This is a genomic window from Pseudomonas sp. MWU12-2020 (assembly GCF_023100605.1).
Taxonomy (GTDB): domain Bacteria; phylum Pseudomonadota; class Gammaproteobacteria; order Pseudomonadales; family Pseudomonadaceae; genus Aquipseudomonas; species Aquipseudomonas fluorescens_H.
Genome location: NZ_JALMEX010000005.1, coordinates 1 through 25,152 on the forward strand (window position 1 = coordinate 1; position 25,152 = coordinate 25,152).

General features: G+C 61.2%; 19 protein-coding genes and 1 tRNA gene. 16 read left to right on the forward strand and 4 right to left on the reverse strand.

Annotated elements, in window-relative coordinates; translation table 11 throughout:
* Positions 1-217 precede the first annotated feature (217 nt).
* From M0814_RS12885 to pgaD, 5 genes are all read left to right on the forward strand, one after another.
* Positions 218-1,720, forward strand: coding sequence for a YdgA family protein (locus M0814_RS12885; protein ID WP_103485247.1), 1,503 nt, complete (start codon positions 218-220; stop codon positions 1,718-1,720).
* A 260-nt stretch (positions 1,721-1,980) separates the two neighbouring features.
* A complete protein-coding gene (gene pgaA, locus M0814_RS12890) occupies positions 1,981-4,461 on the forward strand; it encodes a poly-beta-1,6 N-acetyl-D-glucosamine export porin PgaA (protein WP_103485246.1) in 2,481 nt (826 codons plus the stop codon).
* A gap of 12 nt (positions 4,462-4,473) precedes the next feature.
* The gene (gene pgaB / locus M0814_RS12895; RefSeq protein WP_103485245.1) at positions 4,474-6,471 is read left to right on the forward strand and encodes a poly-beta-1,6-N-acetyl-D-glucosamine N-deacetylase PgaB; all 1,998 of its coding nucleotides are present in this window, start codon (positions 4,474-4,476) and stop codon (positions 6,469-6,471) included.
* A gap of 1 nt (position 6,472) precedes the next feature.
* Positions 6,473-7,828: a poly-beta-1,6-N-acetyl-D-glucosamine synthase gene (gene pgaC, locus M0814_RS12900; protein ID WP_103485244.1), complete on the forward strand. Its 1,356-nt coding sequence runs from the start codon at positions 6,473-6,475 to the stop codon at positions 7,826-7,828.
* Positions 7,825-8,352 (forward strand): poly-beta-1,6-N-acetyl-D-glucosamine biosynthesis protein PgaD, encoded by a 528-nt coding sequence (pgaD, locus tag M0814_RS12905; protein ID WP_003220491.1) that lies wholly within the window; start codon positions 7,825-7,827, stop codon positions 8,350-8,352. Before pgaC ends, pgaD begins: the two co-directional genes overlap by 4 nt.
* 31 nt (positions 8,353-8,383) lie before the next feature.
* On the opposite strand, the gene M0814_RS12910 is transcribed toward pgaD, so the two are convergent.
* Positions 8,384-9,907, reverse strand: a complete 1,524-nt coding sequence (locus M0814_RS12910; RefSeq protein WP_103485243.1) for an FAD-dependent oxidoreductase — start codon at positions 9,905-9,907, stop codon at positions 8,384-8,386.
* A 139-nt stretch (positions 9,908-10,046) separates the two neighbouring features.
* Here M0814_RS12910 and M0814_RS12915 point away from each other — a divergent pair, with 139 nt between their 5' ends.
* Positions 10,047-10,607, forward strand: coding sequence for a YbhB/YbcL family Raf kinase inhibitor-like protein (locus M0814_RS12915; RefSeq protein ID WP_003220497.1), 561 nt, complete (start codon positions 10,047-10,049; stop codon positions 10,605-10,607).
* A gap of 171 nt (positions 10,608-10,778) precedes the next feature.
* Positions 10,779-11,051: a hypothetical protein gene (locus M0814_RS12920; protein ID WP_247868490.1), complete on the forward strand. Its 273-nt coding sequence runs from the start codon at positions 10,779-10,781 to the stop codon at positions 11,049-11,051.
* Positions 11,052-11,128: 77 nt separating this feature from the next.
* Here the strand turns inward: M0814_RS12920 and M0814_RS12925 are convergent.
* Positions 11,129-11,205 (reverse strand) — tRNA-Arg (locus M0814_RS12925).
* 445 nt (positions 11,206-11,650) lie between these two features.
* Between M0814_RS12925 and gabD the strand changes: the two genes are divergently transcribed.
* From gabD to M0814_RS12940, 3 genes are all read left to right on the forward strand, one after another.
* Entirely contained in the window at positions 11,651-13,093 is a 1,443-nt protein-coding gene (gabD, locus tag M0814_RS12930; protein WP_003220501.1) for an NADP-dependent succinate-semialdehyde dehydrogenase, read from the forward strand.
* Positions 13,094-13,278: 185 nt separating this feature from the next.
* The gene (gene gabT / locus M0814_RS12935) at positions 13,279-14,556 is read left to right on the forward strand and encodes a 4-aminobutyrate--2-oxoglutarate transaminase (protein WP_003220503.1); all 1,278 of its coding nucleotides are present in this window, start codon (positions 13,279-13,281) and stop codon (positions 14,554-14,556) included.
* 140 nt (positions 14,557-14,696) lie between these two features.
* Complete coding sequence (locus M0814_RS12940) at positions 14,697-15,908, forward strand: response regulator (RefSeq protein WP_003220504.1); 1,212 nt, start codon at positions 14,697-14,699, stop codon at positions 15,906-15,908.
* A 138-nt stretch (positions 15,909-16,046) separates the two neighbouring features.
* Here the strand turns inward: M0814_RS12940 and M0814_RS12945 are convergent, their stop codons facing one another.
* Together M0814_RS12945 and desA are read right to left on the reverse strand one after the other, a co-directional pair.
* On the reverse strand, positions 16,047-17,036 hold the full coding sequence (locus M0814_RS12945) for a sensor domain-containing diguanylate cyclase (protein WP_103485242.1): 990 nt from the start codon (positions 17,034-17,036) through the stop codon (positions 16,047-16,049).
* Positions 17,037-17,283: 247 nt separating this feature from the next.
* Positions 17,284-18,468: a delta-9 fatty acid desaturase DesA gene (gene desA / locus M0814_RS12950; RefSeq protein WP_103485241.1), complete on the reverse strand. Its 1,185-nt coding sequence runs from the start codon at positions 18,466-18,468 to the stop codon at positions 17,284-17,286.
* A gap of 146 nt (positions 18,469-18,614) precedes the next feature.
* On the opposite strand from desA, the gene dibA reads away from it, so the two are divergent.
* The 6 genes from dibA to M0814_RS12980 all read left to right on the forward strand — a co-directional run bounded on the left by dibA (position 18,615) and on the right by M0814_RS12980 (position 25,083).
* Positions 18,615-20,534 (forward strand): phosphodiesterase DibA, encoded by a 1,920-nt coding sequence (gene dibA, locus M0814_RS12955; RefSeq protein ID WP_103485240.1) that lies wholly within the window; start codon positions 18,615-18,617, stop codon positions 20,532-20,534.
* Positions 20,535-20,824: 290 nt separating this feature from the next.
* Positions 20,825-21,007, forward strand: a complete 183-nt coding sequence (gene oscA, locus M0814_RS12960; protein WP_003220508.1) for a sulfur starvation response protein OscA — start codon at positions 20,825-20,827, stop codon at positions 21,005-21,007.
* Between the two features lie 136 nt (positions 21,008-21,143).
* Entirely contained in the window at positions 21,144-22,157 is a 1,014-nt protein-coding gene (locus M0814_RS12965) for a sulfate ABC transporter substrate-binding protein (RefSeq protein WP_027611146.1), read from the forward strand.
* 229 nt (positions 22,158-22,386) lie between these two features.
* Positions 22,387-23,205 carry a sulfate ABC transporter permease subunit CysT gene (gene cysT / locus M0814_RS12970; protein WP_003220511.1) on the forward strand — a complete coding sequence of 273 codons (819 nt, stop codon included), beginning with the start codon at positions 22,387-22,389 and terminating at the stop codon, positions 23,203-23,205.
* A 12-nt stretch (positions 23,206-23,217) separates the two neighbouring features.
* Positions 23,218-24,090, forward strand: a complete 873-nt coding sequence (gene cysW / locus M0814_RS12975) for a sulfate ABC transporter permease subunit CysW (protein WP_003220512.1) — start codon at positions 23,218-23,220, stop codon at positions 24,088-24,090.
* Positions 24,091-24,093: 3 nt separating this feature from the next.
* Positions 24,094-25,083, forward strand: a complete 990-nt coding sequence (locus M0814_RS12980) for a sulfate ABC transporter ATP-binding protein (RefSeq protein ID WP_003220514.1) — start codon at positions 24,094-24,096, stop codon at positions 25,081-25,083.
* Positions 25,084-25,152 lie beyond the last annotated feature (69 nt).

Below are 25,152 nucleotides of genomic sequence, written 5' to 3' on the forward strand. Positions count from 1 at the left end.
GCCTGCTCGCGATAGCGTCCTCAAAAACACTGCAACTCTCCCCGCCTGTCAGCTGTCCACACTCCCCATAGACACTCTTTAACCTTTAAACATTGGGCCGCCTCGCGCTGCCAGTGCTAATCTCCACCGCTAATTTCAGCGGAGTCGAGCCGCGACCCGGTCACGGGTTCAGGGAAGACGACCACATTTTCAGCCACGGACATTGATCAGGTCATTCATGAATAAATCAGCAGGCGTGCTTCTCGGGATTGTTGTAGCCATCGGTGCCATCAGCGCCGGCGGGGCCTGGTACACCGGAACCAAGATCGAAGGCGTGCTGAACAACGCCGTCACCAACGCCAACAAAGAGCTGCAGACCGCGATGGCCGGCTCCAATGGCACCGCATCGCTGGAGCTGGTGTCGCTGGAGCGTCACACCTTCACCAGCACCGCGCACTACCGCCTCAAGGGCGAGGGCGAGATGTTCGGTGACAAGCCGGTCGAGCTGCTGTTCGTCGACCATATCGAACACGGCCCGCTGCCGTTCTCGCGTCTGGTATCGCTGAAGTGGCTGCCGGTCATGGCCACCAGCAATTACGAGCTGGAAAAGAGCCCGGCCACCGAAAAATGGTTTGCCGCCACCAAAGGCGCCGCGCCGCTCAAGGGCGTGACCAACATCGGCTACGACGAATCCACTACCAGCAGCCTCGAGTTGCTGCCACTGGAAACCGCGCTGGACGAGCAATCGAGCCTGAAATTCTCCGGCCTGACCATGAACATCTCCGCCAGTGCCCAGGCGCAGAAGGTCAAGGCTGACGGTTACATGGACAACCTGAAACTGGTCACCGTGGCGCAAGACCAGGCGCCGGTGCAGGTCGAACTCAACGGTCTGACCCTGGCCAGCAACCTGACCAAGAGCAGCTACGGCTACTACACCGGGGAAAACACCCTGGAGCTGACCAGCAGCAAAACCACTTTCGGTGCCAAACAGTCGGTGCTGGGCGTGAAGAACTTCGAAATGAAGAACCTCACCGAAGAGAATGGCAGCAACGCCTCCGGCCGTGCGGATTACCAGATCGGTGAAGTGTCGCTGAACGACAAAAAGATCGGTTCGGCGCAACTGGCCATGAGCCTGAAGAACCTCGACATCCCGTCGACCCTGTCGTTGATGCAGATCTATCAGACCAAACTGCAGCCTTACGAGAAGGCTGCTGCTGATGCCGCTGCCGCTGGCCTGCCAGCTCCGGAGCTGAATCTGACCGAGGCGGAAAACGCGCAAGTCAAATCCGATCTGCAAAAACTGCTGGCCGCCGGCCCGCAACTGGCGCTGGAAAACCTGTCGCTAAAAACCGCCAACGGTGAAAGCCGCGCCAATCTGGTGATCGACCTGACCAAACCGGCCTCGATGGATATGCCGCCGGACCAACTGGTCAAACAGTTGATCGCACTGCTCGACCTCAATGTGCAGGTGTCCAAGCCGATGCTGGTCGATCTGCTCAGCGTGCAGGCGCAAGTCGATGGCCAGACCGATGCCAAAGCCATTGTCGATCAGGCCAGCGCCGGCGCCGACATGTTTGCCGGCATGGCAGTCGGTTCGCAGTTGGCGACTCTCGACGGCACCAATGTGGTGACCAAACTGCACTACGCCGCCAACCAGGTGGAGTTCAACGGCCAGAAGATGACCGTGGAACAGTTCGTCGGCTTCCTGATGAGCAAATTCGCCGGGGTTCAGATCCAGTAACACCCGCGCGTTCCAAAAGCGACGCCCGGCCTCTGCGCAATGCAGACGCCGGGCGTTTTGCTGTCTGGCATCAGGCTTTGCTCAGGTTGGGGGCAGACGCTGCGTCACGAATCTGAACAATTATTGTGTTCTGAATATTGGTCTACGCTTGCATGCAAGACTGCCTGACTAAGCTTGGCCGAGTGCTCTCGACTTGGCCGCCGTTACTAATGGGCAAGGGGGGCATTGCGACCCGGCTGGCCATGTAAGGATGCTGACGAATGCCGCGTATTGATGTGCCTGTTCTACATCGTGGTTTACGCCCGTTGTTTCGTGTCGCGCTGTGCAGCCAGTTGCTCTGGCCGGCACTGGCGTTTGCCGATACGCCCTATGATCAGATGGTGCGTGATGCCCGTGCCGGGCAGACAACGCCTGCGCTGAATGTGCTGCGTCAGGTGCCGCCCGGGCAATCGACCACCGGCCAGATCAGCGATCACCTGCAGATCGCCAGTTGGGCCGGTCTCGATGCCGAAGTGGTACAGGTCTATGAGACCCAGGGTCGCGACCGTGCGCTGCCGGTGCAGGCACTGACCGCCACGGCCCGTGCCTATCGCAACCTCAAGCGTTGGGATCAGGCAATCCAGGTCTACAACAAAGCCCTGGCGCTGGAGCCGAGCAACGCTGATCTGCAACTGGGGCTGGCGCTGACCCAGGCCGACTCGGGCAAACCCGACGAAGCCGTGACCCGCGCCAAGGCTCTGGTCGCCGCCAAACCCGATGATCCGACTCGTCGCCTCGCACTGGGCTATGCCCTGACCCGCGCCGGCAAGCAATACGATGCCCTGTTTGAATATGATCAGGCGTTCATCCGCGCCGGCAGCAAACCGGACGTTGCCCGTGAGTACGTGGTGGCGCTGCAAAAGGCGCGTCTGCCGGAGCCGGCACTGCGTCTGGCCAACCAGCGTCCGGGGCTGATCGATCCGGTAACCCTGCGCCGCCTCGAAGGCGACCTGGCCGCCGAGCGTGTGCGCCTCGCCGAGTTCGCCACTCGCAGCGAAAAAGAGCGCTACGTCATCGCCGACCGCGCGCTGGCCGACTACGACAAACTGCTCGCCACCTGGACCCCCGACGCCAGTGCCCACGACGACGTGGTTCGCTGGCGCATCGACCGCATGGGCGCCCTCAAGGCACGGACGCGAACCGCTGAAGTCATCAGCGAATACCAGAAGCTGCAAGCCGAAGGCGTGAAGGTCCCGACCTACGCCTTGCGTTGGGTCGCGGCGTCGTATCTGGATCAGCGCCAGCCGGAAATCGCCACCGATCTGTACCGTCAGGTGCTGGCGGCACCTGACGCCGATCCGGGGGATCGTCTGGAAGACACCACCGCCCTGTATTACTCGCTGCTGGAAAGTGATCACCCCGAGGAGGCCCGCAAGGTTGCGGATGATCTGGCCAAGTCAGAGAAGCCACGGGTCGAACTCAAGGGTCTGCCGATCGGCAACCCCAACGACGAATGGATGGACGCTCAGCAACTGGCCGCGCAGGCCGGGACGTACGGCGCCGACCTGCCTCACGGCGAAGAAGGCCTGCAAGCCCTGGTCGACCAGGCGCCGGGCAACGTCGGCTTGCGCGTGGCCCAGGCGGATCTGTATCTGGCCCGTGACTGGCCGCGCCGCGCCGAGAGTCAGCTCAAGGAAGTCGAGAGCATGGTGCCGCGCGACATGAGCCTGGAACTCGCTCAGGCGCGCACCGCCATGACCCTGCAGGAATGGCGGCAAATGGATGCGCTGACCGACGACCTCGTCGAGCGTTTCCCTGACAATCGCCAGGTGCAGCGCGCCGAGCGTGAGCGAGAAGTGCATGACATGTCCGAACTGCGCGTCGAAGCCTACGGCGGCAAGGCCAATGGCGGCGGCAGCAGCGGCGCCGGCGCGGTCAGCGGCAGCCGTGATTTCGGCATCCAGAGCACGCTGTACAGCCCGCCGATCGATGAAGACTGGCGGGTATTCGTCGGCGCCGGTTATGCCACTGGTGATTTTGCCGAAGGCACCGGCACCGACCGCTTCCAGCGCGTGGGTCTGGAGCGGCGTACCCGCGACATGACCCTGGAAGCCGAAGTCTCCAACCACGACTACGGCTATGGCGACAAGCAAGGCGCGCGCGTGGCGATTGCCCGCGACATCAACGACAACTGGCAGTACGGCGGCAGCTTCTCCTATCTGTCGGCCGAGACGCCGTTGCGTGCGTTGAACAGCGATATCAAGGCCAACGGCGGCAACGCGTTCATCCGCTGGCGCGCCAACGAAAGCCGCGAGTGGAAACTCTCCGTCAGCCCATCGCACTTCAGCGACGGCAACAACCGCGTCGAAGCCTTGCTCACCGGGCGCGAGGGCGTCTACAGCACGCCGCACGTGCAGGTCGACGCCGGTCTGGAAGTCGGCACCAGCCACAACTCCAACTCCGAAGACGTGCCGTACTTCAACCCGAAGTCGGACTTCAGCGTCATGCCCACGGTCAACGTCAATCACGTGCTGTACCACCGCTACGAAACCTCCTGGAGCCAGCAGTTCCAGGCCGGTGCGGGCACCTACAGCCAGCGTGATTACGGTACTGGCGGCATGGCGATGCTCGGTTATGGCCAACGTTATGCCTGGAACGACGTGTTCGAGGTGGGCGGCTTGTTCAGTGTGATCAACCGGCCCTACGACGGCGATCGGGAAACCGATCTGCGTCTGCTCGTCGACCTCACTTTCCGCTTCTAGAAGAGTTTGAAGATGCCTTTGATTTCGCGTTTCATCCTTCTGCTGGGAGTGCTGCTGGTCAGCGCCTGTGCCCAGCAAGCCCCGGCCTTCGCGCCGCCGTCGGAACGACCGCTGGCGGCCAGCGAAAAGCCGTGGCCGAAAAATCACGTGCTGGGCATTGCTTATCACGACATCGAAGACCGCGATCCGGATCAGGCGGTGGTGGCAGTACGCACCGAGCGCATGATCGAACAACTGGCCTGGCTGCGCGAGAACGGCTACAAGCCGGTGACGGTCGACCAGATCATGGCCGCCCGCAAGGGTGGGCCGGAGCTGCCGCCGAAGGCGATTCTGCTCAGTTTCGACGATGGTTATTCGAGCTTCTATACCCGCGTGCTGCCGGTGCTGCGCGCCTACAACTGGCACGCACTGCTCGCGCCGGTCGGCACCTGGATCGATACACCCTCCAACCAACGGGTGGATTTCGCTGGCGATATGCGTCCGCGTTCCGAATTTCTGACCTGGGACCAGGTGCGGGAAATCTCGCAATCGGGGCTGGTGGAAATCGCTGCTCACACCGACGCGAGCCACAAGGGCATCCTCGCCAACCCCCAGGGCAACCTGCAGCCAGCGGCCGCGACCCGGCGTTATGATCCGGTGACCAAACGCTATGAATCGGAAGATGATTTCCGCGCACGGATTCGCAACGACGTGGTGACCATTTCGGAAAAAATCCGCAAGGTCACCGGCAAGAAGCCGCGCGTCTGGGTCTGGCCTTACGGGACGGCGGATGGCACTTCGCTGACGGTGATTGGCGAAGAAGGCTATGAATTGGCTCTGACGCTCGACGACGGTCTCGACGCTCTCGACAACCTGATGAGCAGCCCGCGCTTCCTCGTTGCCTCCGATCCTGACGGCGAACACTTCGCCAACAGCATCGTCGCGGTGCAGTCGGATTTCACCATGCGCGTGGTACACGTGGATCTGGACAATGTCTACGACCCTGATCCGGCGCAGCAGGAAATCAACCTTGGCAAACTGATCCAGCGCATGGCCGACATGGGCGCCAACACCGTGTTCCTGCAAGCTTTCGCCGATCCGAAAGGCGATGGTCTGGTGCACTCGCTGTATTTCCCCAACCGTCACTTGCCGGTGCGCGCCGATATCTTCGACCGTGTAGCCTGGCAACTGCGGACACGGGCCCACGTGAAAGTGTTCGCGTGGATGCCGGTGCTGAGTTTCGGCCTCGATGCGAAGCTGCCGCGCGTGACTCGCTGGGATCCGAAGACCGGCACCACTGCGGTGGATCCGGACCAGTACCAGCGTCTGTCGCCGTTCGATCCGCAAGTACGGCGGATCATTGGCGAAATCTACGAAGACGTGGCGCGCCTGACCTCGGTCGACGGCATTCTTTATCACGACGACGCGGTGCTGTCGGACTTCGAAGATGCCAGCCCGCAAGCGCTGAAAGCTTATGCAGCGCACGGCTTGCCGGGTTCGATTGCCGCGCTGCGCGCCGATCCGGCGGCGATGCAGCGCTGGACGCGCTTCAAGAGCCAATACCTGATCGACTTCACCAACGAGCTGACCGCCAAAGTCCGGGCTATCCGTGGCCCACAGGTGCTGACCGCGCGCAATATCTTCGCTGAACCGGTGCTCAATCCCGACAGCGAAGCCTGGTTTGCGCAGAACCTCGACGACTTCCTCGTGACCTACGACTGGACGGCGCCGATGGCCATGCCGTTGATGGAAAAACAGACCCAGGCGCAATCCGGCCCGTGGCTCGAAGAACTGGTGGCAAAGATCAAGCAGCGCCCCGGTGCACTGGATCGCACGGTGTTCGAACTGCAGGCCCGCGACTGGACGAAAAAGGATCAGGCCGACATCGACGGTGCGCAACTGGCCGACTGGATGGGCCGGCTCAAGCGTCAGGGTGCGACCAGCTTCGGTTACTACCCGGACAACTTCCTCGACAACCTGCCGGACCTGAAAACCGTAAGGCCTGCGCTCTCCAACAAATGGAACCCATGACATGCTGGATAGACTGTTAGCCCTGCTTGTTCTGGCGCTCGTCCTCGGCGTGCCGCTGGGGTTGATCTTCCTGGTCACCGGGCAGTTCCTGATGGACTTCGTGTTCTTCTACCCGTTGTTCATGTCCGGGCTGTGGATTGCCGGCGGCCTGTATTTCTGGCTGCACTGGGAGCGCCATTGGCCATGGAAGGACGACACCCTGCCGCCGCCACTGGAAGGCGAGCCGCTGATCTCGATCCTGATTCCTTGCTACAACGAAGGTGAAAACGCCGCCGACACCATTCATGCGGCGCTGGCCCAGCATTACCCGAACATCGAAGTCATCGCGATCAACGACGGCTCCAAGGACAACACCGCCGAAGTGCTCGACCGGCTGGCCAAGGAAGACCCGCGGCTGCGTGTGCTGCATCTGGCGGAAAACCAGGGCAAGGCCGTGGCCCTGCGCATGGGCGCCATCGCTGCGCGCAGCGAATATCTGGTGTGCATCGACGGCGACGCGCTGTTGGCGCCTAACACGGCGGCCTATCTGGTGGCGCCGATGCTCGACAACGCGCGCCTCGGCGCGGTGACCGGCAACCCGCGAATCCGCACACGGTCGACGCTGGTCGGGCGAGTGCAGGTTGGCGAGTTCTCATCGATCATCGGGCTGATCAAGCGCACGCAACGGGTGTTCGGGCGGATCTTCACCGTGTCCGGCGTGATCGTCGCGTTCCGCCGTACGGCGCTGAACCGGGTCGGCTACTGGAGCCCGGACATGATCACCGAAGACATCGACATCAGCTGGAAGCTGCAACTCGATCACTGGAGCATCTTCTACGAACCGCGTGCGCTGTGCTGGATCCTCATGCCGGAGACCTTGCGCGGCCTGTGGAAGCAGCGCCTGCGCTGGGCGCAGGGTGGCGCCGAAGTGCTGTTCAAGAACATCCGCGGCATCTGGCAGTACCGCCATCGTTATCTGTGGCCACTGCTGTTCGAATACTGCCTGTCGACCGGTTGGGCGTTCACCTTCCTGCTGTCGGTGATTTTCTGGGCGATCGGCAAGTTCGTGGTCATGCCCGACGCCATCGCCGTACACCACCTGATGCCGCCGGCGTTCACCGGACTGTTGCTGGCGTTCGTCTGTCTGGTGCAGTTCGCGGTCAGTATCGTTATCGACCGGCGCTACGAACCGGGGCTGGGCCGAACCATGTTCTGGGTGGTGTGGTATCCGCTGGTGTTCTGGTTCATCAGCCTGCTGACCACGCTCGTCAGTTTTCCCAAAGTGCTGTTCGGCCAACATCAGAAGCGTGCGCGTTGGGTCAGTCCTGACCGGGGTATCAAACCGGCCGGAGACGACGAAGAGGAGGTCATCAAATGAAAATCATCCGGACCCGCCAGCGGCCATTTCTGGTGGTCGTCGATGTGATCCTCACCGTGCTGGCCTGGGTTGGCCTGCTGTACCTGCTGATTCGCGGGTTGTGGCCATTGATCGAGACGCACGCCGGCGGGCCGCGCATCGACAGTTCGGCGTTCGAGGCCCTGGGTACGTTGGAGATTTACCTGTGGGTGGCGCTGGTCAATGCGGTCATTCTGATTGGCTGGGCGCGTTATCAGCAGCGCAAAAGCCGAAGCTTCGCGCAGCGTCGATTACCGGCACCGGTTGTCGATGACGAAGGCCTGAGCAAGAGCTTCAAGATCTGCGATGACCGCTTGCAGCAGCTGCGCACCCCCGGGGTGATCACCATTCATAACGACCAGGAGGGCGATGTCAGCCGTGTCGTGCTGAACTTCAGGCCAGTCGAGGCCACGGAACTGCCACCGCCGCTGGCTCCGCTGGAGCATCCACGGGTGATCTTTCTGCACTCGGAAGACGATGACAATCGCGGGCCGACGGCTCACTGAACGGCTCACGCAACCTCGGTAGGAGCTGTATTCACCCGCGAATCAGCTCCCACGCTTCTTCCATCTCCAGCGGTTGCTTCATGCGTTCGGCGAGCATGGCCATCTCCCGCTCTTTCTCGCACGCCACGGCGGCAACGACGACGCCGTTTTTGCCGAACAGGCCGAGGAACGGTGGCTGTTCCGGCTCGCCGATGAACTCCACTTCATCCCAATGTTCGGCGTGGCCCAGGTAGTCGTAGTTCTTGCCAAAGTGCCAGGTCCAGAAAAACGGTACGTCCAGATAATGTTCGTCAGCGCCGAGCATGTTGGCGGCGGCGATGCGCGCGTGTTGCTGGGCCAGGCGCCAGTGTTCGATGCGTTGTGGCTGGCCGTTCAAGGGAAAGGTCGCGATGTCGCCAATCGCCCACAGGCCTTCAGCGACGCGCATGCCGGCATCGACCCGCAATGACTGATCCTTTTCCCTGGGCAGCGAGGCGAAGGCCTCGGTGGCCGGATGCACGCCGATCCCTGCCAGCACCAGATCCGCCTTCACCCGCAGGCCGTTATGCAGCAGCACTGCCTCCACCTTGCCTTCGCCAACGATTTCCCGCGCTTGATGCTCAGCGATGAACTTCACCCCGTTTTTTTCGTGAAGTGCACGGATCGCTTTGCCCACGGCTTCGCCGAACTGCGCGGCGAATGGTACCTGGTGCCGCGCCAGCACGGTCACTTCGAGGCCGTGCTGGCGCAACGCCGAAGCGCATTCGAGGGCGATAAAGCTGTCACCGATGATTACCGCGCGTTGCTCCGCCTTGGCTGCGCTCATGATCTGCCCGGCTTGCGCCTTCGAGCGCAGGACAAAGACTTGCGGCAGATCGGCGCCGGGCAGCTCCAGTGAATTGGGCACAGCACCGGTGGCCAGCACGGCCGCGTCGTAACGCAGGGATTGGCCCTCGCGCAGGTGCAGGATTTTGCCGTCGACATCGATTGACCGGACTTCGTCCTGAAGGCGTTCGATGCGTTGTTCGCGGTAAAAATCGTCATCACGCAGCGGCGGGGTTTCGCTGACTTGCATCTCTGCGGCGAGGACGAATTTGCTCAGCACCGTACGGTCATAGCCGGCATCGGGTTCATGGTCGATCATCACGACGCGGCCACCAAAGCCCTTTTCCCGCAGCGCCGCCGCACACGCCGTGCCTGCCGCTCCGGCGCCGACGATCACAAAGATGCGCGCATCATCGGCCGGCGGAACATGCGGATCGAATATCGGCTGATCATCCACCCAGACTTCATCACCACGCATTTCCAGCGGATAACGCTTGAGGCTGTCCAGCGCCGGCGGTTCGCACAGTGCACCGTCTTCGGCGCGGAACGCGGCTTTGTGCCACGGGCAGATCAGACGACCATGGCACAGCGCTCCGTCAGCCAATGGCGCGCCGGCGTGTGGGCATTCGCCCTGAAATGCACGTAATTGGCCGGCGACACGCAACAAAACCAGCTTGCAGTCGCCGATCTGCACCGGCAGGCCACGGTCTTCAGGGACATCGGCGAAACGGGCGACACGGTGCAGGCTCATGTTCGTGCTCCTGGCAGGTATTTCTCTTACGAGTTTGCGGCGCAGTGCGAGGTTCAGCCAATTGCTACTGCCACGGCACGAACGGTACGGCTATAGTTTGCAAGCCGACGAAGGCCCAACTGCACAAGGTGCTCCCGGAATGACCCGATTGACCTCTCTAAACCCTTGGCTGGCGGCCGTCGCCGTCGCCCTTTGCGTGCAGTTTCCGGCGCAGGCGGCCGAGCGCTTTACCCTCGACATCCCCGGTGTCTCGGACAACCGCCTGTTCACCTCGGCTGCCGCGAGCGATGCGGCAGGCTGTGGCGGCAAGAACCAGTCGCCGGCGCTGGCCTGGAATGCGGGCCCTGCCGGTACCCTGAGCTACGCGATCGTCATGCACGATCCGGACGGCCAGAAAGGCCTGGGCGTCGATCACTGGATTCACTACGGCATCAAGGCCACCACCCGGCAGATACCGGCCGGTGTCGGCGCCAAATCCAACCTGGAAGGCGTGGGCGGTACCAACACCAAAGGCACCACCCACTACATCGGGCCTTGCCCTCCGGTCGGCGACAGCGCCCACCACTACATCATTCAGATCTACGCCCTCGATCTGGCCCCGGACGCCTTGCCCGCCGGCCTGACCCGCGCCGAGCTGATGGACAAAATCAAAGGCCACGTACTGCGTAACAGCAGCGTGGTGCGGCGTTATCACCGCTGAAACTAATTTCAGCGGCGTTTAACCCGATCTGAAGGGGCTGCCTGCCTCAGTGGATGAATGATCACGTTCATTCACTGAGGCGGGCAGCCCCATGTTTCGTTGCCTGCCTTTACCGCGACGCCTGTGCCGCGAACAAATCCGCTGCCAGCGAGCGGATGAATCTCCAGCCATTTGGCATTGCCCGGCAAAAACGCGCACTATCGGGCCATGGTTGAAGCGCTGGAGAACAAAGTGGCACCAAAAATCGACCGCATCGCCCAACTCCTCAACTGCCCGCAGAAGGGCGAGGAGATGCGGCGAGCGATTACCGAGGCTCGCAAGGAGTTTCTGCTGAACCAGTCGGAAGAAGACGTCGTGGAAGAGGACGAGGTTTTTGAGGAGGTTGGGGAAGATCAGGAAGACGAAGACGACGATTACGACGAGTTTGACTGGACGACGGAGTGACCGCCGCCAGAGGACTGCGTTGCGCCCACAAAAAAGCCCCGGACCATCACAGTCCGGGGCTTTCTCGTTTCAATTCATGGCGCACCAGGCGGGATTCGAACCCACGACCCCTGCCTTCGGAGGGCAGTACTCTATCCAGCTGAGCTACTGGTGCAGCGGGCGACATCATACCTAGGTCGGCTCGGGGCGTCCATGCCGGGTTTGGGCGGGTTTTGTCAGTGCGCGTGTCGGTGCGCAGACGCTGCATTCCTTAAAGCTGTAACGTCCTGCAAAACCCTCGCTTGGCGCTTTTTCCCGGCTGATCTATGGTTTGGCTGCGGCCGGGGGTTTTTGCTCGTTGATCTGAAAAAACCAGCAAACGCTGGGTTTTTGTTCTTTTTTTCGAACGGCCTATTGTCCTTTAACCCCTTTGCTCCTACGATCCGTTTGAGATTTCAAACGCTCTTTGATCGGGTGTTGAGCCGCACGTGTTTGCAACCGTGCGCTATTTAGAGGTTTCAGCCCGGTCCATGATTTCCCTGACGGCAGCCTTGCGAGGCGCCTTTCTACAATCATAATTTTGCTCCGCGCAGGCCGCGGTGCTGTTAAGGAAAGCCGACATGCAGCTTAAAGATACCCAGTTGTTCCGCCAGCAAGCCTTCATTGATGGCGCTTGGGTCGATGCGGACAACGGTCAGACGATCAAGGTCAACAACCCGGCCACCGGCGAAATCCTCGGCACCGTGCCGAAAATGGGCGCCGCCGAAACCCGCCGTGCCATCGAAGCCGCTGACAAAGCGCTGCCGGCCTGGCGTGCACTGACCGCCAAGGAGCGTGCAGGCAAGCTGCGTCGCTGGTTCGAACTGATGATCGAGAACCAGGACGACCTCGCGCGCCTGATGACCCTCGAGCAGGGCAAGCCGCTGGCCGAAGCCAAGGGCGAAATCGTTTACGCCGCTTCGTTCATCGAGTGGTTCGCCGAAGAAGCCAAGCGCATCTACGGCGACGTGATCCCGGGCCACCAGCCAGACAAGCGCCTGATCGTGATCAAGCAGCCGATCGGCGTGACCGCCGCGATCACCCCGTGGAACTTCCCGGCGGCGATGATCACCCGTAAAGCCGGTCCGGCGCTGGCCGCCGGTTGCACCATGGTGCTCAAGCCGGCGTCGCAAACGCCATTCTCCGCCTTCGCCCTGGCCGAACTGGCGCAGCGCGCCGGCATCCCTAAAGGCGTGTTCAGCGTGGTCTCCGGCAGCGCCGGCGACATCGGCAGCGAGCTGACCAGCAACCCGATCGTGCGCAAGCTGTCCTTCACCGGCTCGACCGAAATCGGTCGTCAGCTGATGGCGGAATGCGCCAAGGACATCAAGAAAGTCTCGCTGGAGCTAGGCGGCAACGCGCCGTTCATCGTGTTCGACGACGCAGACCTGGATAAGGCCGTCGAAGGCGCGATCATCTCCAAGTACCGCAACAACGGCCAGACCTGCGTCTGCGCCAACCGTCTGTACATTCAGGATTCGGTCTACGACGCGTTCGCCGAGAAGCTGAAAGTCGCGGTGGCCAAGCTGAAGATCGGCAACGGTCTGGAAGAAGGCACCACCACTGGCCCGCTGATCGACGAGAAAGCCGTGGCCAAGGTGCAGGAGCACATCGCTGACGCCGTGGCCAAAGGCGCCACCGTGCTGGCCGGTGGCAAGCCGATGGAAGGCAACTTCTTCGAGCCGACCATCCTGACCAACGTGCCGAAAGATGCCGCTGTCGCCAAGGAAGAAACCTTCGGCCCGCTGGCACCGCTGTTCCGCTTCAAAGACGAAGCCGAAGTGATCGCGATGTCCAACGACACCGAGTTCGGTCTGGCTTCCTACTTCTACGCTCGCGACCTGGGCCGGGTGTTCCGTGTGGCTGAAGCCCTGGAATATGGCATGGTCGGCGTCAACACCGGGTTGATCTCCAACGAAGTCGCGCCGTTTGGCGGCATCAAGGCGTCGGGCCTGGGCCGTGAAGGCTCCAAGTACGGCATCGAGGATTACCTGGAAATCAAATACCTCTGCCTGGGCATCTAAGCCGGGAAAGGGATCGCTGCAAACGCAAAGGGCACGAGAGCGCTGTCCCTTTGCGTCGTTTCAAACCGGAATTTTCTCTGCGGCCGGGAACGCCGTGGCAGTCGATCATCGCATGCTGCCACCGCCGATTCCTCCCGCTTAATCCTTGAACCACGCCGCCCGATGAGCGGTGAATGAGGACTGTAATGAGCAAGACTAACGCTGAACTGATGGCCCGCCGTACCGCAGCTGTTCCACGTGGTGTTGGCCAGATTCACCCGATCTTCGCTGAATCGGCAAAGAACGCTACCGTGACTGACGTTGAAGGTCGTGAATTCATCGACTTCGCCGGCGGTATCGCTGTGCTGAACACCGGCCACGTGCACCCGAAAATCATCGCGGCCGTGACCGAACAGCTGAACAAACTGACCCACACCTGCTTCCAGGTACTGGCCTACGAGCCGTACGTTGAGCTGTGCGAAAAGATCAACGCCAAGGTGCCAGGTGATTTCGCCAAGAAAACCCTGCTGGTGACCACCGGTTCCGAAGCCGTGGAAAACGCCGTGAAAATCGCCCGTGCCGCCACTGGCCGTGCCGGTGTGATCGCCTTCACCGGCGCTTACCACGGTCGCACCATGATGACCCTGGGCCTGACCGGTAAAGTCGTGCCTTACTCGGCCGGCATGGGCCTGATGCCAGGCGGCATCTTCCGCGCGCTGTACCCGAACGAACTGCACGGTGTGAGCATCGACGATTCGATCGCGTCCATCGAACGCATCTTCAAGAACGACGCCGAGCCGAAAGACATCGCCGCGATCATCATCGAGCCTGTGCAGGGTGAAGGTGGTTTCTACGTCGCGCCGAAAGAATTCATGAAGCGTCTGCGTGCCCTGTGCGACCAGCACGGCATCCTGTTGATCGCTGACGAAGTGCAGACGGGCGCTGGCCGTACCGGCACCTTCTTCGCCATGGAACAGATGGGCGTTGCTGCCGATCTGACCACCTTCGCCAAATCCATCGCTGGCGGCTTCCCGCTGGCCGGTGTCTGCGGCAAGGCCGAATACATGGACGCCATCGCTCCAGGCGGCCTGGGCGGTACCTACGCCGGTAGCCCGATCGCTTGCGCTGCGGCCCTGGCCGTGATGGAAGTGTTCGAAGAAGAGCAACTGCTGGACCGCTGCAAGGCTGTCGGCGAGCGTCTGGTGACTGGCCTGAAGGCCATTCAGGCCAAGTACCCAGTGATCGGCGAAGTGCGTGCCCTGGGCGCGATGATCGCAGTCGAGCTGTTCGAAAACGGCGACAGCCACAAGCCAAACCCGACTGCCGTTGCGGCAGTCGTGGCCAAGGCGCGTGACAAGGGCCTGATCCTGCTGTCCTGCGGCACCTACGGCAACGTGTTGCGCGTACTCGTACCGCTGACCTCGCCGGACGAGCAACTGGACAAAGGTCTGGCGATCATCGAAGAGTGCTTCTCGGAGCTGTAAGCCCGGCACTGTGTGATCGGCTCGACAAAAAACCCGCTTCGGCGGGTTTTTTTACGCCCCTTGAAACACATCAGGCGCTTTTGCGCTGTATCGAAAGGCCAGCATTGGCTAAGGTTCAGGCATTGCAAGGGAGAGCGCGCATGACTGCCGTTGATTTACCCGCCGTACCCCGAGTGCTGATTGCCGAGGCTGACCCATGGTCTCGTGACCTGCTCAAACAAGTGCTGCTCAATGTGCGCTGCGATGCGCGACTGGATCTGTGTGCCGACGGCCAGCAAGCGCTGTCGTTGCTTAGCGAAGTGCCGTATGACCTGGCCATCGTCGATTGGGAGTTGCCGGGCATCGACGGTCTGAGCGTGCTGCGCAGCGTACGCCAGCGCAAACGCAATCCGCCGCTGCCGTTCATTCTGATGAGCAGTCGTAACGACAGCGCCAGTGTGCGCGAAGCCATACCTTTGGCCCCGACGGCCTACCTGACCAAACCGTTGAACATGGAAAGCCTGACCGAGCGGCTGCAGGGTTTGCTGCTGAACGCGGGTGAAGAGGTGTTCTGCGAAGTGCCGACGCTGGCGCCGGGCATGACCTTGTCGGTGTTCCTCGAGCGACGCCGCGAGCAGGCCGACGGCGCGCCGTTGATGACCGATGTGCAGGTGGCGGTCAAACGCAGCCTCAATCCCAATGGCCTCGACCTGAAGCTGCTGGAAGAAGAGATCCGCACTGATCCGCAGATCACCGCCGTGCTGATCGCCGCCGCCAACAGCGCGGCGCAGCATCATGGCGCCGCGGTGCAGACCCTGGGGCAGGCGCTGCATCGGCTCGGCACCGGGCAGAGCATGAACCTGATCCTCGGCCTGGCGCTCAAACGCAGCGCCAAGCTCAGTGACCCGTGCCTGGCGGACTACGCCGAGCGCTACTGGGGGCTGTCGCTGCACACCGCGGAATACGCGCGCACGCTGGCGCGCCTGCTCGATCTGGATCAGGAGCGCTGCTACTGCGCCGGTATGTTGCATCGTCTCGGTGACCTGGCGTTGCTGCGCTGTTTGCAGGAGTGGCAGCAGGCTGGTGGCGCACTGGATGAACTGGAGGAAGTCGGCGAGGCGCTGGCGGAATTCGGCGCGGCCTACGGTTCGGCGTTGCGCACACGCTGGCGCTTGCCGCTGGAGTTGCGCGAGTTGATTGCGTCGGTCTACCAGCTCGGTGGCGGGGTGTATTCCCGGGAGGCGCTGGTGATGAACATGGCGGCACAAATGGCCCGTCTGACCGAGCATGAGGGCGTTGAAGAGCTGGCGAAGAGTCGCACGGCGCGGCTGCTGAAGATCGGGCTGCCGGAATTGATGCGGATGCGTAAGTAACCGGATTTGCATAAACCCCCTGTGGGAGCGGGCTTGCTCGCGAAGGCGGTCTATCAGCACCACAAATGCTGAATGACCCAGCGCCTGCGCGAGCAAGCCCGCTCCCACATTGGATCTCTGAGTGGCTGAAATTCTGGATCAGGCAGAGATGATCCGGTTCTTGCCCTGACGCTTGGCCTCATACATTGCCGCATCCGCCCGGGCGAACAGGCTGTCGAGGCTTTGGTCTTCGTCCTTCAGGCTGGTCAATCCCTGGCTGACGGTGATGCTGAAGGTCTGGCCGTCGATATTGAAGCTCAACCGCTGAATCTCCTGCTGCAGCCGCTCGGCCACCTGCATCGCCATGTCCGGTGCGCAAGCGGGGAACACGGCGGCGAACTCCTCGCCGCCGATACGTCCGAACAGATCGCCGCGGCGTAACGACGCGCGCCCGCACTCGGCGATGCGCTGCAGCACATTGTCACCTTCCGGATGGCCGTAGCTGTCGTTGATCAGCTTGAAGTCATCGATATCCAGCAGCAGAAAGGCTAGAGGCGCACCTTGCAGGCGCGCCTCTTCGAACTCGCGGTTGGCGCATTCGAAGAAATGGCGGCGGTTGCTGCTCTGGGTCAGCACGTCAGTGGTGGCCAGACGTTGCAGCTCGGTTTCCATGTGCTTTTTGTCGGTGATGTCCTCGGCGATACCGACGATGATCACCGGTTGCCCAGGCTCATCCTGACGGTTGATGAAGCACTTGTCGCTGAGCCAACGGACCTGGCCGTCGGCGGCGATGATCCGGTATTCGCGGTCTTCCACTGCGCCTTTGTGCAGGACTTCGGCAAGGCTGCGTTCGGCGTAATCCAGATCGTCGGGGTAGATGCTGTCGCGCCACTGGTTGTAGTCGGCCAGCAACAGGCCTGCGGAGCGGCCGAAAATCCGCTCGTAGGCCGGGCTTACATACAGCACCTGACGGGTTTCCCAATTGAAGGCCCAGAGTACCGCGTTGACGCTCACCAGCAGCGAGCTGAACAGCTGTTCGCGTTCGCTCAGGCGCGCCACCTCACCTTGGGCGTGCATCAATGCCATCAGGGTTTGCGCGGCTTCGGGCCACTGCGGGAGGGATGAGTCTTTTTGATTGTTGTTGACCATCGGCACTTATCTCAAAGGGCGTGCCGCAATATCGACAACGGCCACAGTACTGCCCGCCGGGGTGGCGAAGTGTCTTTGAGATAGGGGATTGTTGGCTTAGTTCCGCGCTTTTGTGGCGAGGGAGCTTGCTCCCGCCGGGCGGTAGGAACGACGCGTTTTGTCTGTCAAAACGCGTCGCCTGGTCTACGACTGCTGCGCAGTCGATCGGGAATGAATCCCCTCACCACAGGGGACTCATTCACCGCAGTCAGACTGCGGCGGGGCGTAACGAGTAGGTTTTCAACTGGTCGGCGAATTCACGCAGGGACTGGATGCCGCTGGCCTCGGCCTCGTGCACCCATTCCTTGATGGCGGCGAGCATGTCGTGGCCATTGGCGCTGGTCTTGACCCAGATCTGCTGCAGGGCCAGGCGTTTTTCATAAATGACCTTCAGCGCCTGGCTGTGCTCGAGCATGTTCTGGATACGCAAGTGATGACGATCTTCCAGCAGGCTGGTCTCCCGTGACAGCAGACGCTTGGCCCGATGGAATTGGTGGCGTACCGAATGATCGACCTTGTCCAGCTCCTGCTTGACCAGTGGGCCGATGACCAATTTGCGGTACTGGGCCATGATCTGGAAGCGGTTGTTGAGGATCGCCATGGCGGTGTCCATGTCCAGACTGCCCTTGCCTTCGACGCGGTGGGCGATCGGCGCCACACGCTGCACCTTGGCCAGACCGAAGAAGCTGAAGACCTTGATCCATGCCCAGCCGAGGTCGAACTCCCACTTCTTCACCGACAGCTTGGCCGAGTTGGGGTAGGTGTGATGGTTGTTGTGCAGTTCTTCGCCACCGATCAGGATGCCCCATGGCACCAGATTGGTTGCCGCATCGCGGCATTCGAAGTTGCGATAGCCAATGGCATGGCCGAGACCGTTGACCACGCCGGCCGCCCAGACCGGGATCCACATCATCTGGATCGCCCAGATGGTGATGCCGATGGTGCCGAACAGCAGCAGGTCGATCACGCCCATGATGGCGACGCCCAGCAGCGGATAGCGGCTGTAGACGTTGCGTTCGATCCAGTCTTCGGGGCAGTTCTTGCCGTAGATGCGCAGGGTCTCCGGGTTCTCGGCTTCGGCGCGATACAGCTCGGCGCCTTTGCGCAGCACGGTGGACAGGCCCTTGATGACCGGGCTGTGCGGGTCATCTTCGGTTTCGCATTTGGCGTGGTGTTTGCGGTGGATGGCGGTCCACTCGCGGGTGTTCTGCGCCGTGGTCAGCCACAGCCAGAAGCGGAAAAAGTGTTTCAGACCGGCGTTCAGCTCAAGCGAACGGTGGGCCGAGTAACGGTGCAGATAGACCGTGACGGCGACAATTGTCACGTGGGTCATCAGCAGGGTGACCGCGACCAGTGACCAGGCCGACAAGCCAAGAAAACCTTCGTACCACATAGGCTATAGGGCCCTCGATAAAGATAAAAACAGCCGTTGCATTATCACCAAGCACACAGATAAAACCAGTCGCCCTTTCAGATAAGAGTCGCTGGATGTTTCTTGACCTATAATTCCAACCTTTTTGTAGGGACATGGACAGCCGAATGTCTGCCACTTATCGCGATGCCTTGCGTGCAGCGCTGCTCTATCTCGTGCTTGCCGCCGTCTGGCTGCAAGGTACTGGTTATTTATTAAACAATTTCTTCGATGAGTCCGTCGATCAACTGCGCTGGCAACTGATCAACGGTTACGTCTGGGCGGCGCTCAGTGCCGGGCTGATTTTTCTGGCCCGCGTGCGCTTGTGCGAGTTTCTCGGCATCGGCGCGCGGTTGCGTGAGCGGCAGGCTGATCGCGAGCGCCTGCGCCAGGCGGCAGCGGTGTTCGATTGCACCCGAGAAGGCGTGCTGGTCACCAACCGTCAGGGCCTGATCGTGCACGTCAACCGCGCGTTCATGGAGATCACCGGCTATCAGCGCGAAGAAGTCCTCGGGCATCAACCGAGCCTGTTCAAGTCCGGCCACCATCCGCCGGGCTTCTATCAGGCGATGTTCGCCACGTTGGAGGCGGAGGGTGAATGGAGCGGAGAAATCTGGAACCGGCGTAAAAGCGGCGAGATTTATCCACAGTGGCAGACCATCCGCGTGATTAACGATGATCAGGGCCGGCTCAGTCACTACGTGGCAGTGTTTTCCGACATCAGTGCCATCAAGGACTCCGAACACGAACTCAAGCACCTTGCCCACCACGACCCGCTGACCGATCTGCCCAATCGTCTGTTGTTCAGCGACCGCGCCGAGCAGGCGCTGGCGTCGGCGCAGATCCACAAACGTGGCTGCGCCCTGCTGCTGATCGATCTGGATCACTTCAAGATGATCAATGACAGCCTCGGGCACAACGTTGGAGATCGCCTGCTAAAAGCGGTGTCGGCGCGCCTGCAGGAACTGTTTGGCCCGGGGATTACCCTGGCGCGGCTTGGCGGTGACGAGTTCGCGGTGCTGGCGGAGAGTTGTCCACAGCTGGTTCAGGCGGCGGCGCTGGCCCAACGCATTCTCGATGCGCTCAAGGAGCGCTTCTGCATCGATCGGCATGAGCTGTTCATCAACGCCAGTATCGGTATCAGCCTGTTCCCCAGCGATGCATTGAGTGCCGATCAATTGCTGCGCAATGCCGACGCCGCGCTGTTCAAGGCCAAGAGCAGCGGGCGTAACGGCTACGCGCTGTACACCGAAGAGTTGACCGCGCATGCGCAGCAACGGGTCGAGATTGCCTTCGAGCTGCGTCGCGCGCTGGAACAGCAGGAGCTGCGCGTCTATTACCAACCGGTTCACGATTTGCACAGCAGTCGGCTGATCGGCGTCGAAGCGCTGGTGCGCTGGGAGCATCCGCAGCGTGGTCTGGTGTCACCGGCGGAATTCATCCCGATTGCCGAACGCACCGGGCTGATTGCCGAAATCGACGCCTGGGTGATGCGCCAGGCGTGTTCGCAGATGTGCCAATGGCAGCAGGCCGGGGTGGTGTTGTCGTTTGTGGCGGTGAATGTGTCGTCGCGCCTGTTTGCCCGGCGTGAGCTGTACCAGCAGGTGGCGCAGGTGCTGCACGAGACCGGGCTGGATCCGGCGTATCTGGAACTGGAAGTCACCGAAAGCGCGGTAATGGATGACCCGGAAGTGGCGCTGGAGCAGATGCATCGTCTGCGTGAGTTGGGTATTCGCCTGGCGATTGATGACTTTGGCACCGGGTACTCGTCGCTGCTGCGGCTCAAGCGCCTGCCGGTGCAGAAGTTGAAGATCGATCAGGGTTTCGTCGCCGGTCTGCCGTGGGACGAGGATGATGCGGCGATCGTCCGGGTGATCATCGCCCTGGCTCGCAGCATGGGCATGCAGGTGCATGCCGAAGGCATCGAGCAGGCCGAGCAGGCGGCGTTTCTGCTGGAGCAGGAATGTGATCTGGGGCAGGGTTACTGGTTTGGGCGGCCGGTGCCGGCGGGGGAGATTGATTGGGCGCGGGCACCGTTTATCGATTGAGTCCGATTCTGTGGCGAGGGAGCTTGCTCCCGCTGGACTGCGTAGCAGGCCCAAAAAAACGGCGAGCGCTGCGCACTCGAGCGGGAGCAAGCTCCCTCGCCACAGGGGGGGCGGTGTTCTTTCGAAGCGGGAACACCGCGCAAACCCTTGCTCCGTCAGATAATGTTTTCCAGTTATATAAACATTCTTAAATAGTCTTTTTAAGAATATCTGCGCCTCTCTTATATTGCTCCCACGCCGAACGCAGTGCCGCCCACTGCCAGGCATTTCCCATTCAAAGGAGCAGCACCATGAGCGCATCCCTTCGCAGCGTTGACGGTCAGGACGAAACCACCATTTTGCGTGAGATCCAGAGCGCCCTGCGCGATCTGCGATTTGGCGCGGTGGAGATCACTGTGCACAACGCTCAAGTCGTGCAGATCGAACGCAAAGAGAAATTCCGTTTGCAGCAGCCGGGTAACAAGCCGAGCTGAAAAAGATCGCAGCCTGCGCCAGCTTTTGCAGGGGGCTGTGCGCAAGCGCTGGCGCAGGCGGCGATCTTTGAATGAGCACCCGATTCCAGCAACACATAAGAAAAAGCCACCACCAAGAATTCCAGGAGCTTTCACCATGTCGTCGATTCGCCGTTACGCTTTGGCCGCGCTGGCCAGTGCCGTGTTTGCCGGTTCCGCGGTTGCCAAGGATTACGAACTGCTCAATGTGTCGTACGACCCGACGCGCGAGCTGTATCAGGACTACAACGCCGAATTCATCAAGTTCTGGCAGAAGGATCATGCCGGCGACACCGTGAAAATCCAGCAATCCCACGGCGGTTCAGGCAAGCAGGGCCGGGCGGTGATTGACGGTCTGCGTGCCGACGTCGTGACCCTGGCCCTGGCCGGCGACATCGACGAAATCGCCAAGCTCGGCAAGACCCTGCCGGCCGACTGGCAGAAGCGTCTGCCGGATGCCAGCACCCCGTACACCTCGACCATCGTGTTCCTGGTGCGCAAGGGCAACCCGAAAGGCATCAAGGACTGGGGCGACCTGGTCAAGAACGACGTTTCGGTGATCACCCCGAACCCGAAAACCTCCGGTGGTGCACGCTGGAACTTCCTCGCCGCGTGGGCCTATGGCCTGAAAGCCAACGGCGGCAGCGAAGAAAAAGCCAAAGAATATGTACAGACCCTGTTCAAGCACGTGCCGGTATTGGACACCGGTGCTCGCGGCTCGACCATCACCTTCGTCAACAACGGTCAGGGTGACGTGTTGCTGGCCTGGGAAAACGAAGCGTTCCTGGCGCTGAAAGAAGATGGCGGCGCCGACAAGTTCGACATCGTTGTGCCTTCGCTGTCGATCCTTGCCGAGCCACCGGTGGCCGTGGTCGACAAGAACGCCGAGAAGAAGGGCAACGAGCAGATCGCCGAAGCCTACTTGAAACACCTGTACAGCCCGGCTGGTCAGGAGATCGCGGCGAAGAACTTCTACCGTCCGCGTGACAAGGACGTGGCGGCGAAGTACGCCCAACAGTTCCCTAAACTGGAACTGGTGACCATCGACAAGGACTTCGGCGGCTGGAAATCCGCGCAGCCGAAATTCTTCAACGACGGTGGCGTGTTCGACCAGATCTATCAGGCGCAGTAATCTGACCCACAATGAGCCTGAAGTTTAGGCACTTGAGATGTGGGAGTGAGCTTTTGTGGTGAGGGGATTCATCCCCGATGGGTTGCGCAGCAGCCCCAATGCCGACCTTTGCGGTGAATCAAATCTACCGCGAACTCTGGTTTTGCGACTGCTTCGCAGTCGGTCGGGGATAAATCCCCTCACCACAGGGCTCGCTCCCACATTGATGCGTTTTTAACCAAGGACTTTTATGTCGCGTCGTATCTCCCCCGTCATACCCGGCTTCGGGCTGACGCTGGGCTACACCTTGGTGTACCTCAGCCTGATTGTGCTTATCCCGCTGGCGGCGATGTTCGTCCACGCCGCTCAACTCACCTGGGATCAGTTCTGGACGATCATCACCGCGCCGCGCGTGCTCGCCGCCTTGAAGCTGAGCTTTGGCACGGCGCTGTGTGCAGCGATCATCAACGGCATCATCGGTACGCTGCTGGCCTGGGTACTGGTGCGCTACACGTTCCCGGGACGCAAGGTGATCGACGCGATGATCGACCTGCCGTTCGCCTTGCCGACGGCGGTGGCCGGTATCGCCCTGACCGCGCTGTACACCCCGACCGGTCTGGTCGGCCAGTTCGCCGCCGACCTCGGTTTCAAGATCGCCTACACGCCGCTGGGCATCACCCTCGCGTTGACCTTCGTCACCCTGCCGTTCGTGGTGCGCACGGTGCAGCCGGTACTGGCTGACATTCCCCGTGAAGTCGAAGAAGCCGCCGCCTGCCTCGGTGCCAAACCGCTGCAGGTGTTCCGTCACATTCTGGTGCCGGCGCTGTTGCCCGCGTGGCTGACCGGTTTTGCCCTGGCGTTCGCTCGGGGTGTCGGCGAGTACGGTTCGGTGATTTTCATTGCCGGCAACATGCCGATGAAAACCGAGATCCTGCCGCTGCTGATCATGGTCAAACTCGACCAATACGATTACACCGGTGCCACTTCCATCGGCGTGCTGATGCTGGTGGTTTCCTTCGTCCTGTTGCTGCTGATCAACCTGTTGCAGCGGCGCATCGAAACCCCATAAGGAGGCGCGAAAATGTCCCAATCGTCTATTGCGGCCGCGTCCTCGGCCAACGCTGCGCGCCGCGGCAGTGCTACGTCACGGCGCGTGCTGATCGGTCTCGGCTGGCTGATCTTTTTCCTGTTTCTGGTGTTGCCGCTGTTCATCGTGGTTTCGCAGGGTTTGAAGAATGGCCTCGGCGCGTTCTTCACTGCGATCTTTGAACCGGACGCCTTGTCGGCGCTGAAACTCACCGTGATCGCCGTGCTGATCTCGGTGCCGCTGAACCTGGTGTTCGGGGTTAGTGCCGCGTGGTGCGTGAGCAAGTATTCGTTCCGTGGCAAGAGCATGCTGGTGACGCTGATCGACCTGCCGTTCTCGGTGTCGCCGGTGATCGCCGGTCTGGTCTACGTGTTGATGTTCGGCGCTCAGGGCCTGTTCGGGCCGTGGCTGCAGGATCACGACATCCAGATCGTCTTCGCCCTGCCGGGCATTGTGCTGGCGACGATCTTCGTTACCGTGCCGTTCGTGGCCCGCGAGCTGATTCCGCTGATGCAGGAACAAGGCACGCAGGAAGAAGAAGCCGCGCGGCTGCTCGGCGCCAATGGCTGGCAGATGTTCTGGCATGTCACCGTCCCCAACATCAAGTGGGGCCTGATCTATGGCGTGGTGCTGTGTACCGCGCGGGCCATGGGTGAGTTCGGTGCGGTGTCGGTGGTCTCCGGGCACATTCGCGGGGTGACCAACACCTTGCCGCTGCACGTCGAGATCCTCTACAACGAATACAACCACGTGGCCGCGTTCGCCGTGGCGAGCCTGTTGCTGATCCTGGCGCTCTTCATCCTGCTGCTCAAGCAGTGGAGCGAAAACCGTATCAACCGCCTGCGCGCCAGCGCCGCGGAGGAATAATTCATGTCGATCGAAGTGCGTAACGTCAGCAAGAACTTCAATGCGTTCAAGGCGCTGGACAACATCAGCCTGGATATCCACAGCGGTGAACTGGTGGCGTTGCTCGGGCCGTCCGGCTGCGGCAAGACCACGCTGTTACGGATCATCGCCGGCCTGGAAACCCCGGATCAGGGCAACATCGTGTTTCACGGCGAAGACGTCTCCGGCCACGACGTACGTGATCGCAACGTCGGTTTCGTGTTCCAGCACTACGCCTTGTTCCGCCATATGACGGTGTTCGACAACGTCGCGTTCGGCCTGCGCATGAAACCGAAAAACCAGCGCCCAAGCGAAAGCCAGATCGCGACCAAGGTTCACGAACTGCTGAACATGGTGCAACTGGACTGGCTGTCGGATCGCTATCCGGAGCAACTGTCCGGCGGTCAGCGTCAGCGTATCGCCCTGGCCCGTGCCTTGGCGGTGGAACCGAAAGTGCTGCTGCTCGACGAACCGTTCGGCGCCCTCGACGCCAAGGTGCGTAAAGAGCTGCGCCGCTGGCTCGCGCGCCTGCACGAAGACATCAACCTGACCTCGGTGTTCGTGACCCACGACCAGGAAGAAGCGATGGAAGTCGCCGACCGCATCGTGGTGATGAACAAGGGCGTGATCGAGCAGATCGGCTCACCGGGCGACGTCTACGAAAACCCGGCCAGCGATTTCGTTTATCACTTCCTCGGTGATTCGAACCGCTTGCTGCTCAGCGACGACAACCATGTGCTGTTCCGTCCGCACGAAGTGTCGTTGTCCAAGCATGAGCTGGAAGATCACCACGCCGCTGAAGTGCGCGATATTCGCCCGTTGGGTGCGACCACGCGAGTGACGTTGAAGGTGGAGGGGCAGACCGATCTGATCGAGGCGGAAGTGGTGAAAGACCATGACAGCCTGATTGGTCTGGCCAAGGGTGAAACGCTGTTCTTCAAGCCGAAGGTCTGGCAGAAAGTCGCCAGTCTTTAAGATCAAAAGCTTCGTCGGATCGCCGCCCGGAGCAAGCTCGCTCCCACCTTTGGAACGCATTCCATTGTG

Bases quoted from the DNA above. Each gene is read 5' to 3' on its own strand.
- M0814_RS12940 (WP_003220504.1), top strand. From the start codon at position 14,697: ATGACTGCCGTTGATTTACCCGCCGTACCCCGAGTGCTGATTGCCGAG.
- pgaD (WP_003220491.1), top strand. From the start codon at position 7,825: ATGAAAATCATCCGGACCCGCCAGCGGCCATTTCTGGTGGTCGTCGAT.
- M0814_RS12910 (WP_103485243.1), bottom strand. From the start codon at position 9,907: ATGAGCCTGCACCGTGTCGCCCGTTTCGCCGATGTCCCTGAAGACCGT.
- M0814_RS12965 (WP_027611146.1), top strand. From the start codon at position 21,144: ATGTCGTCGATTCGCCGTTACGCTTTGGCCGCGCTGGCCAGTGCCGTG.
- oscA (WP_003220508.1), top strand. From the start codon at position 20,825: ATGAGCGCATCCCTTCGCAGCGTTGACGGTCAGGACGAAACCACCATT.
- gabD (WP_003220501.1), top strand. From the start codon at position 11,651: ATGCAGCTTAAAGATACCCAGTTGTTCCGCCAGCAAGCCTTCATTGAT.
- cysW (WP_003220512.1), top strand. From the start codon at position 23,218: ATGTCCCAATCGTCTATTGCGGCCGCGTCCTCGGCCAACGCTGCGCGC.
- cysT (WP_003220511.1), top strand. From the start codon at position 22,387: ATGTCGCGTCGTATCTCCCCCGTCATACCCGGCTTCGGGCTGACGCTG.
- pgaB (WP_103485245.1), top strand. From the start codon at position 4,474: ATGCCTTTGATTTCGCGTTTCATCCTTCTGCTGGGAGTGCTGCTGGTC.
- M0814_RS12915 (WP_003220497.1), top strand. From the start codon at position 10,047: ATGACCCGATTGACCTCTCTAAACCCTTGGCTGGCGGCCGTCGCCGTC.
- gabT (WP_003220503.1), top strand. From the start codon at position 13,279: ATGAGCAAGACTAACGCTGAACTGATGGCCCGCCGTACCGCAGCTGTT.
- M0814_RS12945 (WP_103485242.1), bottom strand. From the start codon at position 17,036: ATGGTCAACAACAATCAAAAAGACTCATCCCTCCCGCAGTGGCCCGAA.
- M0814_RS12980 (WP_003220514.1), top strand. From the start codon at position 24,094: ATGTCGATCGAAGTGCGTAACGTCAGCAAGAACTTCAATGCGTTCAAG.
- dibA (WP_103485240.1), top strand. From the start codon at position 18,615: ATGTCTGCCACTTATCGCGATGCCTTGCGTGCAGCGCTGCTCTATCTC.
- M0814_RS12885 (WP_103485247.1), top strand. From the start codon at position 218: ATGAATAAATCAGCAGGCGTGCTTCTCGGGATTGTTGTAGCCATCGGT.
- pgaC (WP_103485244.1), top strand. From the start codon at position 6,473: ATGCTGGATAGACTGTTAGCCCTGCTTGTTCTGGCGCTCGTCCTCGGC.
- pgaA (WP_103485246.1), top strand. From the start codon at position 1,981: ATGCCGCGTATTGATGTGCCTGTTCTACATCGTGGTTTACGCCCGTTG.
- desA (WP_103485241.1), bottom strand. From the start codon at position 18,468: ATGTGGTACGAAGGTTTTCTTGGCTTGTCGGCCTGGTCACTGGTCGCG.